Origin of the sequence: Paraburkholderia sp. LEh10, assembly GCF_017814945.1 — a bacterium.
GTDB lineage: Bacteria > Pseudomonadota > Gammaproteobacteria > Burkholderiales > Burkholderiaceae > Paraburkholderia.
The window spans coordinates 39645-52783 of the sequence record NZ_JAGIPX010000024.1; the positions used below are offsets into that span (position 1 = coordinate 39645).

The 13139-nt window shown below is 65.8% G+C and carries 10 protein-coding genes; 5 read left to right on the forward strand and 5 right to left on the reverse strand.

Annotated features, from left to right (window positions below; genetic code table 11):
- Positions 1 to 6: 6 nt before the first annotated feature.
- Both J8I87_RS20690 and J8I87_RS20695 read right to left on the reverse strand, forming a co-directional pair.
- The gene (locus J8I87_RS20690) at positions 7 to 3453 is read right to left on the reverse strand and encodes a maltotransferase domain-containing protein (RefSeq protein ID WP_209933663.1); all 3447 of its coding nucleotides are present in this window, start codon (positions 3451 to 3453) and stop codon (positions 7 to 9) included.
- Between the two features lie 603 nt (positions 3454 to 4056).
- Positions 4057 to 4722 (reverse strand): DUF1345 domain-containing protein, encoded by a 666-nt coding sequence (locus tag J8I87_RS20695; protein ID WP_209933665.1) that lies wholly within the window; start codon positions 4720 to 4722, stop codon positions 4057 to 4059.
- 526 nt (positions 4723 to 5248) lie between these two features.
- Here J8I87_RS20695 and J8I87_RS20700 point away from each other — a divergent pair.
- The 4 genes from J8I87_RS20700 to J8I87_RS20715 all read left to right on the forward strand — a co-directional run bounded on the left by J8I87_RS20700 (position 5249) and on the right by J8I87_RS20715 (position 10054).
- A complete protein-coding gene (locus J8I87_RS20700) occupies positions 5249 to 5926 on the forward strand; it encodes a sugar dehydrogenase complex small subunit (RefSeq protein ID WP_409518780.1) in 678 nt (225 codons plus the stop codon).
- 142 nt (positions 5927 to 6068) lie between these two features.
- Complete coding sequence (locus J8I87_RS20705) at positions 6069 to 7670, forward strand: GMC family oxidoreductase (protein ID WP_209933666.1); 1602 nt, start codon at positions 6069 to 6071, stop codon at positions 7668 to 7670.
- 23 nt (positions 7671 to 7693) lie between these two features.
- Positions 7694 to 9157, forward strand: coding sequence for a c-type cytochrome (locus J8I87_RS20710; RefSeq protein WP_209933667.1), 1464 nt, complete (start codon positions 7694 to 7696; stop codon positions 9155 to 9157).
- A gap of 159 nt (positions 9158 to 9316) precedes the next feature.
- Complete coding sequence (locus J8I87_RS20715) at positions 9317 to 10054, forward strand: metallophosphoesterase (RefSeq protein ID WP_209933668.1); 738 nt, start codon at positions 9317 to 9319, stop codon at positions 10052 to 10054.
- Between the two features lie 54 nt (positions 10055 to 10108).
- On the opposite strand, the gene J8I87_RS20720 is transcribed toward J8I87_RS20715, so the two are convergent.
- The 3 genes from J8I87_RS20720 to J8I87_RS20730 all read right to left on the reverse strand — a co-directional run bounded on the left by J8I87_RS20720 (position 10109) and on the right by J8I87_RS20730 (position 12583).
- A complete protein-coding gene (locus J8I87_RS20720; RefSeq protein ID WP_209933669.1) occupies positions 10109 to 10810 on the reverse strand; it encodes an RES family NAD+ phosphorylase in 702 nt (233 codons plus the stop codon).
- Complete coding sequence (locus J8I87_RS20725) at positions 10807 to 11169, reverse strand: antitoxin Xre/MbcA/ParS toxin-binding domain-containing protein (RefSeq protein ID WP_409518781.1); 363 nt, start codon at positions 11167 to 11169, stop codon at positions 10807 to 10809. The genes J8I87_RS20720 and J8I87_RS20725 overlap by 4 nt, the downstream gene beginning before the upstream one ends.
- A gap of 562 nt (positions 11170 to 11731) precedes the next feature.
- Positions 11732 to 12583, reverse strand: coding sequence for a LysR substrate-binding domain-containing protein (locus tag J8I87_RS20730; RefSeq protein WP_209933672.1), 852 nt, complete (start codon positions 12581 to 12583; stop codon positions 11732 to 11734).
- 99 nt (positions 12584 to 12682) lie between these two features.
- On the opposite strand from J8I87_RS20730, the gene J8I87_RS20735 reads away from it, so the two are divergent.
- The gene (locus tag J8I87_RS20735; RefSeq protein ID WP_209933673.1) at positions 12683 to 13066 is read left to right on the forward strand and encodes a tautomerase family protein; all 384 of its coding nucleotides are present in this window, start codon (positions 12683 to 12685) and stop codon (positions 13064 to 13066) included.
- Positions 13067 to 13139: the final 73 nt, after the last annotated feature.

Below are 13139 nucleotides of genomic sequence, written 5' to 3' on the forward strand. Positions count from 1 at the left end.
GCACCTTCATCCATTGATTGTCGTGTCATGCGCGGCCCGATGCGCGTCGACATCGTCGGCAACTGCGTCGGGAACGGCCTCGCGCGGCAGGCCGCCCGCCGGCGCGATGCGCCAGATCGAGAACGGCCGCATGCCGGGATCGAGCCGCACGTGTTGCCATCGGCCCTGCCATTGAAACCGCTCGCCTGTCATCTGGTCGATCACGTCGATGGTGCCGTGATCGTGCAGGCCCCAGCGGTTGAATGTTCCCCACGACAACTCGATATCCGCGCCCTGTTCGTTGTATGGATCGAGATTGATCGCGACGACGATCACGTTGTCGCGTGCTTCCGTGGCTTTCTCGAAGAACAGGATGTGATCGTTGTGCGCCGGCAGGAACGTGAGGTTCAGATGCGTGTGCAACGCGGGGTTCGTGCGGCGGATGCGGTTGAGCGCCGAGATCTCGCCGACGATATTGCCCGGCCGGTTCCAATCCCACGCGCGGATCTGATACTTCTCGGAGTCCAGGTACTCTTCGCTGTTCGGCAGCGCGGCCGCTTCGCACAGTTCGAAGCCGCTATACACGCCCCACAGCCCCGAGAGCATCGTCGCCAGCGCCGCGCGGATCAGGAAACCCGGACGCCCTTGCGATTGCAGGTGCCGCGGGTTGATGTCCGGCGTGTTGACGAAGAAATTCGGCCGGAAGAATTCGCGCAGGTTGCTCTGCGTGAGCTCCGTCAGATACTCGGTGAAGTCGCGCTTCGACTCGCGCCATGTGAAGTACGTGTATGACTGCGAGAAGCCGAGCTTCGCGAGGCGCGCCATCACGCGCGGACGCGTGAACGCTTCCGACAGGAAGATCACGTCGGGGTGCCGCGCGCGCACGTCGTTGATCATCCATTCCCAGAACGGGAAGGGCTTCGTGTGCGGATTGTCGACGCGGAAAATGCGCACGCCCGCGTCGATCCAGAACAGGATCACGTCGCGCAACGCGATCCATAGATCGGGCTTCGCGTCGCGCGCATAGAAGTCCGGGTTCACGATGTCCTGATATTTCTTCGGCGGATTCTCCGCGTAACGCAGCGTGCCGTCGGGGCGCCACGCGAACCACGTCGGATGCTGCTTCAGCCACGGATGATCGGGCGAGCATTGAATCGCGAAGTCGAGCGCGATTTCGAGGCCGTGTTCGTGCGCGGCGGCGAGCATGCGCCTGAAATCGTCGAGCGTGCCGAGCTGTGGATGCACGGCGTCATGCCCGCCCGCGTCGCCGCCGATCGCATATGGACTGCCGACATCATCAGGGGCCGCCGTCAACGAGTTGTTGCGGCCTTTGCGGTTCGCCATGCCGATCGGGTGGATGGGCGGAAAGTAAAGCACGTCGAAGCCCATGTCGCGGATGCGCGGCAGCTTGGCGATCACATCGTCGAACGTGCCGTGGCGATGCTCGTCGTCGCTCATCGAGCGCGGGAAGATCTCGTACCAGCTGCCAAAACGCGCGCCGGCGCGCTCGACGTCGATCCGATAGACGATCGGGTCGCGCGACAGTCCCGGCCGGTGACGCGCGGCGGCGAATGCTTGCGCCGTGGTCGGCGCGAGCACGATTGCGAGCCGTTCGCCCAGGTCCGCCTTCATGAATTCATTGACGATTTCTTCGAGTTGCTGGGGCTGCGAGCCATCGGCCGTTTCCGCTTCGGCCAGCGCGAGTGCGAACAGATGCTTCGCCTCTTCGAGTTCGAGATCGACCGCCTGGTCCGCCTTCAGCTTCTTCTGCATATGATCGACGAGCGACGCGAAGTCGTCGCGCCACGCGATCACCGTGAACTCGTGCCGCCCTACACGCTCAAGCGGTATGCGCGCTTCCCAGATGTCGTTGCCGGCGGGCTGCGCGGGCGTCATCTGGACTTCGTGCCATGCCGTTTCGTCGGCGGCGCGCCAGATGACGGCGGCCGCGATCTTGTCGTGGCCCTCGGCAAACACGGCGGCCGTGACGGGCACGCGCTCGCCGACGATGCGCTTGGCGGGAAAGCGCCCGTGATCGACGGCGGGCGACACGCTTTCGATTGCCACGCGCGAGGTCGCGATCGCATCGAGCACGCTCTTGTGCCCCGAGGTCTTGCTGCCTGCCTTGTCGATGGGCGGCGCGAGCACGACGGGCTTGTCGGCGACCGCGCGGAACAGCCGGCACGCGCCCGGCGCGAGCGTGAACGCGCCAAGCGGCTGCGGCGCGCCGCGTGTTTCGGTGCCGAGCTGGATGAAGCGCGTGAAGCTGCCGGGCACGCCATCGAGGAAGCGCGCTGGATCGACGCGCACGGGCGTGCCGAGCTCGGGGTTGATCGCAATCAGCACGGCCTCGTCCGCGTCGCGCAGGTCGCGCTGGTCGCCGCGCAACAGGATGGCTGCGTGCGTGTCCGGGCCGGACAGCGAGCGCAGTTCGCCGTTCGTCTGCAATGACCACGTATCGCGCTGAATCGCGTTCGCATGACGCACGCGCTCGGCAAGATCGAAACGCGCCGCGCCGCGCAGGTTCGCGTAGTGATCGGCGCTGCCGAGCGTATGCGAGATCGGCTCGGCGATGCCGTATTCGAAGCCCATCGGCATCAGCCAGCCGGTGCCTGTCGATACCGCCGTCAGCAACGCGCGCCGGTAAGCGCGCTCGACGATCGCCGAATCGTGCACCTGCTCCAGATCCGCTGCGAGACGCGTGCCGTACGGCGCTTCGGGAAAGGCAATGGGCGAGCCGACGCGCATCAGCGCCACGTGCTCGTCGAGCAGCCACGGCGCGCGAAAGTCCCACCAGCGCGACGACGAGAACACGGCATCGAAGCCGATGCCTTCGAGCGCGGCGATGTCCTGGCGCGCGAGGCCGGGTGTCGCGGCGAGAAAGCGCGTCGACGGATGCCGCGACGCGCGCACGGCTGCTTCGAGACGCGGCCACGCGAACGCGGGCACGCGATGCGGCGAATCGAAACGGAATCCGCCGATGCCCGCGTCCGCGAGCGTATCGAGCGTGTTCGCCCACCAGTCGATCAGCGGCGCGGCGACATGCTCGTTGCTGAAGTTCGCATACGCGACGTTGTCTTCATGACGCGCGTGGCGCGGGTCGAGCCGCGCTTCTTCCGGCTCGAACGGATGAAACCAGTCGCGATGCTCGCGATACAGGTGGCCGTCGGCGGCGGCGCGATCGATCACGAGATCGACGAGCAACGTCAGGCCATGCTGGCTTGCCGTCTCCGCGAGACGCTGCAGCACTTCATGTGCGGGCTGATCGGTGGCGAGCGCGGGATGCAGCCGCTCGTGATCGCTGACGATCTGCGCATGCCCGGCCTGCCCCGGCTGGAACAGGCCGCCGATCAGCACATGATCGAAGCCCAGCGCGGCCGCATGTTCGAATTGCGCGGGCCAGGCATCCAGCCGTCCGACGAGGGGGGAATGAACAAAGTAGATCCGCGGCGCATAGGCGTGAGGAGCTTCCATCGGTCGTTTCCAGATTCGTCCTGCTTCGCGGCGTGGATGCACGTCCGTACGATCACCACCGCCTATTAGGCTTCAGAGCCGGATGCCGCGCGATGCGTCCTGCGACGGCGCGTACTGCTCAATGTAGTGCATTGATCGACATGCCGCGCGCCAGTTCAAGCCGTCCGAACCGGACAAAAAGCCGAACCTGAAGCGCTGCATGTCGCAGGTCGGGACCCATCGACAGGCGGTAAAGCAGCAAGCGTTGTGCCAGAAAGCTGACGGCAAATGCACGGCAACGGCGCGGCTGAAACGGCGACATGCATGCAACGACGGCTGGCGCAGCCGGGTATGGCGCGATGCAACAGAAGCGGGTGCGCCGTCGTTCATACGAATGACGGCGCGCACCTGACGGAAGACGTGTAATTCGGGGTGTCGTGCGCCGGCTGTTACATGGCATGTTGCCACAGCCGGATGAGCGCGACAGGAGAGCGCACCGGGCGCGTCTCGCGTGTGCGCGATGACGGTTGCATGACGGGAAAAAATCGGCGCGCAATGGCGCACATCGCGCACAAGCCGCTCTGCACGATTGGCCCGCTGGCAGGCGCCGGCTGCGATCGCGTGCTACGAGCCGAGCAGCCCCGCGGCCATGTTGATGCACAGGCCGAGCACGGCGACGTTGAAGTAGAACGACAGTACCGACTGCGCGAGGACCGCGCGGCGTATCTCGCGCGAACGTAGCACGACGTCCGAGGTCTGCGATGCAACGGCGATCGTGAAGGAGAAATACAGAAAATCCCAATAGTTCGGATCGAGCTTGTGATCGGGAAACTGCAGCGCCGTTTCGTGACGGTCCTCCGCGAAGTAGAGACGCGCATAGTGCAGCGTGAAAATGGTCGGGACCAGAAACCACGCGCCGATCAGTGTGACGGCCGTCACAACGTAATGCGCGAAGCCCGTTCCAGACGAGCCCGAGCCGCCCTTCGACGACGCCAGCTCCAGCACGATGGCCGCGACGCTCGCGACCGTCGCGAGGCAGACGATGAAGAGCACGACAGTCGCGTTCTCGTCCTCGCGCTGGGCGATTTCGCGCGCGCGCACGTGATCGGCGCGCGCCATCTGGATCCACATCAGCGCGAGGTAGCCCCACACGGCGGCATCCCACGAGACGAGCACACGGATCACCGGGCGCATCGGCGTGCCCGCGAGCAGCACCCCGAGCAGCACGCCGAACACGACGCCCGTGACCATGCGCGGGCGGTTGCGCAGTACTTGTGGATAGACGTTCATGGGCGCGTGTGGCTAACAAGAGGTTGTGACATGGCGATGTCGAGATGTGACATCGAAGGTTGCGGCGGTTCTACGGTTGCATGCGGCATGATTTGTCGAAATGAGTGCCTGACGTTATAGTTTTCCCGCAGTTTTGCTCAGTGGCCTTGCATGCGGCTTTCACCGGGCGCTTCATTCCCGCGTGCCGCGTGCCGCGTGCCGCGTGCCGCGTGCCTGCAGCGGCTTCAGCATTTCGACGATCGGGCATCGACGCTCGTGCGGCGCAACCGCTGGCGCCGCGCCGGGCGACGGCCAGATCGGGGGCGCAGGCGCAGCGCCAGTTGTGCAGCAGAGGCGTGAGTCCGAACGCGCAGCGCCAGATGTCCAGCATAGGCGCGTAGTCGGAACGCGCAGCGTACGGAGACTAACCAGAGACCGCAGCACAGCGGCGCAAGACCCGTATTGGGGCGGACGCCCGGCGCACTCGCATGGGTCGGCCATCAGCCGACGGCGCGCCGGTCGAATACAAACATCATCTGGAGCCCCCATGACAGATGTTGAACACCACGCTGCGCGTGCCGATGCCGCGCACGCCGGTCAGCGCGCTCACGAGGCGGCGCGGGCGGCGGACATGGCGAACGCGGTGCCGGGTATGCAGCCGGGTATGCTATCCCGCGCGCGCTCGCCGCAGCGCCGCGCGTGGTTGCTCGGCGCACTCGCGTCGGCGGCGAGCCTTGCGTTTGCAGCAGCGCGCGATGGCGCGGCGCCCGGCGTCGCGCGCGTTGCGGGCATCTCGCCCGCCTTTGCCGATACGCTGCCGCCCGCAGGCGGCGGGATCGACGCATTCATCGCGCTGTCCGGCAAGCTCACGGGGCACACCAGCTTCGATCCCGTGCACCGCAGGCGCGCCTATGAGGCGCTGTCGAAGGCGGACAGCCAGTTCACGCAGCACGTCGCCACGCTCAACACCTGGCTGCAGACGCACGGCGGCGTGCCGTCGGATACCGTCACGCAGGCGCTGCAGGCCGAGCAGCCGGAGCTTGCGAAGACCGTCAGCGCGATCACGCGCGCGTGGTATCTGGGCCTCGTCGGCGATTTGCCGAACGTGCAGGTGATCGCGTTCGAACGCGCACTGATGTTCGAGCCCGTCAAGGACATCCTGACGGTCCCGTCGTATTGCCGCGACGTGCCGTTTTACTGGACCCGGAAGCCAGCGAATGCATGAGCGCCCGCGCCTGAACGGGCGCCTGCGGCACACACGCGTCTCGCACGCCGCTCGCCTGCGGCGCGCGGCGGGGTTGTCCGATACACGAAAAGAACCAGGCCAGCAGATCAAGCCAACGGAAGAAGGCAAACAAGAGGCAAGCATGGCAAACGCAAATTCCGCCGACATCGTCGTAGTCGGCTCGGGCGTGGCGGGCGGTCTCGTTGCGCATCAGATGGCGCTCGCAGGCGCGTCGGTGATCCTGCTCGAAGCCGGGCCGCGCTTGCAGCGAGGGCAGATCGTCGAGAACTTCCGCAACTCGCCGGCGAAACTGGACTTCGCGACGCCGTATCCGTCGACGCCCCACGCGCCGCACCCGCAGTACACGCCCGCCAACAACTATCTGATCCAGAAGGGCGACTATCCGTACAACGTGCAGTATCTGCGGCTCGTCGGCGGCACGACCTGGCACTGGGCGGCCGCGACCTGGCGTCTTCTGCCGTCGGACTTCGGGTTGAAGAAGCGCTATGGTGTCGGCCGCGACTGGCCGTATCCGTATGAAACGCTCGAGCCGTGGTACTACGCCGCCGAAGTGCAACTGGGCGTGTCCGGGCCGGACGCGTCCGTCGATCTTGGCTCGCCGCGCTCGAAGCCTTATCCGATGGCGGCCCTGCCGCTGTCGTACATGGACCAGCGCTTTTCCGACGTGCTGAATGCGAACGGCTTCAAGGTCGTGCCCGAGCCCGTCGCGCGCAACAGCCGACCTTTTGACGCGCGCCCCACCTGCTGCGGCAACAACAACTGCATGCCGATCTGCCCGATCGGCGCGATGTACAACGGCATCGTCCACGCCGACAAGGCCGAGCGCGCGGGCGCGAAGCTGATTTCACAAGCGGTCGTCTACCGGGTCGAGGCGGACAACAAAGGGCTCATTACGGCCGTTCACTACAAGGACCCGAACGGCAACAGCACGCGCATCACGGGCAAGCTGTTCGTGCTCGCGGCCAACGGCATCGAGACGCCGAAGCTGATGCTGATGTCGACTTCCGACAGGTTCCCGCGCGGCGTCGGCAACAGCTCCGATCAGGTCGGCCGCAATCTGATGGACCATCCGGGCACGGGTGTCTCCTTTCTCGCGAATGAATCGCTATGGCCGGGGCGCGGGCCGATGGAGATGACGTCGGTGGTGAACTTCCGCGACGGCGCGTTCCGCTCGGACTATGCGTCGAAGAAGCTGCACGTGTCGAACGGCGTGCCGACCATTGCGATCGCCGCGTCGCTGCTCAAAGCAGGGCTGACGGGCGCGGAGCTGGACCGGCAGATTCGCGATCGCGCCGCGCGCATGGTGCTCGTCAACAGTTTCCATGAGCAGTTGCCCGAGCCGCAGAACCGCATCGTGCCTTGCGCCGATCACAAGGACGCGCTCGGCATTCCGCAGCCGGAGATCCACTACTCGATCAACGACTATGTTGCAAAAAGCGCCGCGCACACGCACGAAGTCTATGCGAAGATCGCGGGCCTGTTCGGCGGCACGGAGGTGTCGTTCGACGACCACTTCGCGCCGAACAACCACATCATGGGCACGACCATCATGGGCGACGATGCCGCCGATTCCGTCGTCGATGCCGACTGCCGCACGCACGATCACCAGAATCTGTTCATCGCGAGCAGCGCCGTGATGCCGAGCGCGGCGTCCGTGAACTGCACGCTGACCATCGCCGCGCTGTCGCTCAAGCTCGCCGACAAGCTGAAGAGCGAACTTTGACCGAAACCACGGAGAGACAACGGATGAAACAGCACAGGTCTCGCCAGTCGGGCGGGAGGACGGGCAACCTGGACACGGTCTTTTCACACAGCGTGCGCGCGGCGCTCCGAAGCCGCCGCCGCATCTGGAAGACGGCGACACTCGCCGCGGCGTTCTCGGTGTTCGCGCTATATCTCGCGTGGCTCGAAGCGTACGACGCGCAGCCGCATCACAACGACGAGTCGCCGCTTGCCGAAGCCGTCGCGCAAGGCGCGGCGTCTGCGGGCCGGGCGGCGGGACCGGGGCCCGATCTCGTCAAGCGCGGCGCGTACCTCGCGCGCGCGGGCGACTGCGTCGCTTGCCATACATCCGACAAGGGACGCCCGTTTGCGGGCGGACGCGCGCTCAGCACGCCTTTCGGCACGATCTACACGCCGAACATCACACCCGACCCGGACACGGGCATCGGCCGCTGGACGGACACCGACTTCATGCACGCAATGCACGAAGGCATCGGCAAGGAAGGCGAGCGGCTCTATCCGGCGTTCCCGTATGTCGAGTACACGAAAGTCACCGATCAGGACGTGCAGGCGATCCGCGCGTACCTGAACACGGTCGTGCCCGTGCACTACACGCCGCCGTCGAACAATCTGAGCTTTCCATTCAACCAGCGCTGGCTGATGTTCTTCTGGAACCTGTTCAACTTCGATGAAGGGCGCTTCGTGCCGGAGCCGAAGCAAAGCGCCGAATGGAATCGCGGCGCGTATCTGGTCGAAGGGCTTGCGCACTGTGGGGAATGCCACACGCCGCGCAACTTCACGCAAGGGCTCAAGACGAACGAACCTTTCTCAGGCGCGATCCAGGCCGGCTGGCACGCGTACAACATCACGCCGCACAGGACGAGCGGGATCGGCAAGTGGACCGATCAGGACGTGATCGGCTATCTGTCGACGGGCGTCGCGCACGGACGCGCGAATGCGGCGGGACCGATGGCCGAAGTGGTCGAGGACAGCACTCAGTATCTGAACCGCGAAGACCTGCGTTCGATCGCAACCTACCTGCGCTCGCTCGAGCCGATCGACAGGGGCGAAGCGAGGCCGCGCACCGAATGGGGCGCGCCCGCGAGCGATGTGGTTGCATGGCGCGGCACCCGCATAGACGGCGTGAACGGCGGGCAACTGTTCGTCGCGAACTGCGCGAGCTGCCACCACTGGACGGGCGAGGGCATCGGCGCGAGCGCGCCCGGCGCGAGCGCGCCCGGCGCGTATCCTTCGCTGATCCATAACAGCGTCTCGGGCGCGAGCGACGCGAACAATCTGGCGATGGTGATCCTGCACGGGGTCAGCCGCACCACGAAAGACGCCGATGTCCTGATGCCCGCGTTCGGCCGCGAACTGAACGACGAGCAGGTCGCGGCCGTCACGAACTACGTGACGAAACAGTTCGGCAATCCGCAATCGACGGTGAGCGCCGAGCAGGTCGGCAGGCTGCGCGCGACGGCGCAGTGACGCCACGCGCGCCCGGCGCCCGGGCGATCGTGTGCATCGCGCATATATTGCGCGCCGGGCATCAGACGCCGTCGGCGCCGCGCGAATCCCGCTGAAGATAATCGCGCGAACGCGAGATGCCGCGCATACGGGCTTGCTCGCTCGCACTATCATGCAGTAATGGATTCCACACTTGTCACCGTCGTCCAACATCATCCCGTCAACCGCACCGGACGCGATTTCGTCGTCGGCGACCTGCACGGCTGCGTCGATGCGCTGCGTTTCCTGTTGCGCGAGATCGAGTTCGATCCGTCGCGAGACCGGCTGTTTTCGGTCGGCGATCTGGTCGATCGCGGCACGCAGTCGGAGGAGGCGCTGGCGCTGCTCGACAAGCCCTGGTTTCATGCCGTGCTCGGCAATCACGAGGACACGCTTTGCGGCGTCGCTGAAGGGAAGCTGAAGCGGCAGTGGTGGTACGGCATCGGCGGCGTGTGGAGCGCTGAACTGTCGATCGAAAAGCTGAGCGTCTACGCGCAGCGTCTGCGCACGCTGCCGCTCGTGCGCGTGATCGGCTCGGGCAGCGAGCGATTCAATGTGCTGCACGCGGAGTTTCTCGGCACCGACGCCGAACTCGACGCAGACAACTTCTCCGACGAAGTCCGTCAGCAATTGCTGTGGGGCCGCAGCCTTGCGATGGGCACGGGCGACCCGCTGTGTCAGCGGGGCCTGTCGCTGACGTATTGCGGCCATACGCCCGTGCGCGAGGTGCAGCAGTTCGGCGCGCAGATGTTCATCGATACGGGCGCGTTCGGGCCGGGCGGCAAGCTGACGGTCGTCGAGGCGCGTACGACGAAGCGCTGGTCGGTGACGAACGAGATCGCGCGCTCCGTCGGGGCTTCGGCGATGGCGCTGCCGTAAGCATTGCCCCGCAGCGCATCGCCCGAAGCGTCGCTGGAATGGTCATCCGAAGCGTCACACGACCCGGTTCAGCTCGAAGACCATGTCGACGGCGCGGCCGTTCCAGTTGTATTCGAGATACGCGGCGTGATGACAGTCGCGCAGCAGCGTCGTCTTGAACGCGGCGAGGCATTCGCCCGCCGCATCCCGCACCGACGGATACACGATGCCCGGCACGCCCGCCTCGCGTGCCGCGCGGCCGAGCGCCTGGCCCGGCGCGTAGTCGTTCGGCGACAGCACGGAAGGATCGACCGCGCCGTCGCCGCGCAGATCGACGACGTCGCCTTGCGCGATCACCGTGTATAGCCGCATCTGCTGGCGTATCGGCGGCTCCTGTGTCGCGGCGAGAAAGAGTCCCGAGTGATAGCGCGTCTCGGCGATCGCGGTTTCGCGTGACCGCGCGCAGTAGAACACGCCGTACGTGCCGTCCGAGAAGCGGCTGCCTTGCGGATTCAGATGCGTGAGCGCGGCCATGATCGGCCCATAGCCGGGGCCGAAGCGCCGCTCGTCGCGCGGCACGAGATCGAGATCGCCGATTTCGGTGCGGATGCGGTCGTTGGTCATTGCTTCGAGCGCGTAGAGTGCTTCGAAATCTTCGGGTGAGGCGACGCGGTCGAACAGATTGACGGCGGGATAGCGCGTGGGAATCACGCGATACGCAGGCGTCCACGCGAGCGGTGCCGCGCGCCAGCCGTCTTGCCATTGTGGTTCAGTCACGCCCAGCCGCCTCGCATTGCATCGAGATACTGCCGCACGGCGACGAGGTCGCTGATGTTGCCGGCCAGCATACGGTCGAGCGCGCGGCGGCCCCCGAACGGCGGCGCGCTGTTGGGGCGCTTGATCCACGCGTCGGCGGCGGCGGGCTGCGGCAGAAGGATCTGCAGCGCCTTGTAGATACCGAGCAGAAGAGAAAGACGCTCCAGCGTGTCGCGGCCAAGGCGCGCTGTTTGCGGCTTTTGCTTCCAGTTGAACAACGTCGAGCGGCCGGGCGAGCCGAGCAGGATGATTTGCTCTTCCGTGCTCAGGTCCCAGGCGCTGGCGATTTTGAAGAACGCGCGCAGGCCGGCGGCGGACATGTCCGCGACGGAAGGTTCGGCGGGCGGTCGTCGGAGCCGTCGTTCGGCGCTCGAAAGATGCGCGGCAGAAGACATGATTGGAGTCCTGAGTTGAACTTTTTATCAATGTTAGTCTATATATGGATTATAGCAAGGCGGCCCGTATGATTCGCGCGTCTAAATGTGTGCGCGGAGAAGGCCGTGTCGTTCGATTGGAGGGTTTGGATGGCGGGATTGCCGTGCATGTCGATGGCCGGCCGCGCACGCCGAGTACAAGGAAGTCTGGAATCCGCCCGAGGCCGCGCAAGGCGTCAAGCACTCGAAGCATGCCGCGCCCGTTGATTCGGGCGCAGCGAACAGTGCGCATCGCGATAAAGTCGCGCCGAAGGTGAAGGTGACGCTGAAGCCCAAGGCGTCGCCGGAGAAAAAGGCGAGCGGCGCGGCGATCAAAACGGCGCGCGCTTCGGCGGCTCCCCGCAAGGCGGCGCTCGCGAAACCCGCCGCCGCTTCCGTCAAGCCCGCCGCGCCAGACAGCCGGCGCTTCAGGCCGGCAACGCATCGACGCCGCGTGAACTGCCGCCGATCATTGGGCGCTGAGCCCGTTCGTCACGAGCCGCAACGAATCCGCCGAGCGCGCGTCCCGCACACGCGAATGCAGTGTCACGCGCGACTCCGGCAGCGGCGGCAAGCCGAGCCGCACGCCTGAATCGACAAGGCCGCGCGGCGCGACCCGCCGCGCGAGCGGCGACACGGCGAGCCCCGCCGCCGCCGCCGCGCCGACCGCGAGCACCCCGCCGCCGACAAACGCCTCGCGCCAGGCGATGCCCGCGCGGTCGAGCGTGCGCACCGCAATCGAGCGCACGTTGCAGGGCGCGGCGAGCAGCGCGAGCGGCAGCGGCTCGCCGGCGCGCGGCTGCCATTCGGGTGTCGAAAGCCACGACAGCGGCTCGGTGAAGAGCAACTGGGCATCGTCGCGCGGTATGTCGTCGGGCTCGGCGCGCACGATCACGGCGTCGAGCCGCCGTTCGTCGAACTGCTGCAATAGCGTCGCCGACAAGCCCATATGTAGCTCCAGCACGAGCCCCGGATCGTGCGCATTGACGCGCGCCAGCAGCGCCGCGAGATCGGTTCCCGCTACGTGCTCACTCAGACCCAGCACCAGACGCCGCTTGTCCTCCGTCAACGCGCCGAGTGCCCGGTCGTGCGCGCTCAACAGATCGCGTGCGCCTTCGACGAACGCTTGCCCATCCGCCGACAGCCGCACGACGCGGGGCGTGCGCTCCAGCAGATGCTTGCCCAGATGCGCTTCCAGCCGCTTCAGCTTGAGGCTGACGGCAGATTGCGTGGTGCCGAGCGCATCGGCGGCGCGGGTGAAGCTGCGCAGGTCGGCGACCAGCACAAAAGCGCGCACCGCGTCGAGGTCGAGCACTTTCATTTCAGACGTAAATAGATGAAATATCAATACATGTCTGTTTATTATAGGTCGCGCGAACTACGCTGGATGCACTTTCTCTTCGATTCAAAGGAGTTCGCCATGCCGTTCACCCGTATCGCAGTGCGAGCCGGCAAGCCGGCCGCGTATCGTCAAGCGCTCACGCAAGGCATCCAGCGCGCGCTGATCGCCACTTTCGACGTGCCCGACGACGACATCTTCATGCTCATCAACGAGTACGACGACAGCAACTTCGTTTATGGACGCAACTATCTCGGCATCACGCGCAGCGACGATCTCGTGATCATCCAGCTCACCGTGAGCAACACGCGCACCGTAGATCAGAAAAAGGCGCTCTACCAGCGCATCGCCGACAATCTCGCCGAACACCCGGGCGTGCGCCGCGAGGACGTGTTCGTCAATCTCGTCGAAGTGCAGAAGGAGAACTGGTCGTTCGGCAACGGAATCGCGCAGTACACGCGTTGAGCGTGGCAGCGCGGCGGCTCGCGCGGGTTCTACGAAGGGATGCGTCGCTATAATGGCTCGCACCCTTCACCGC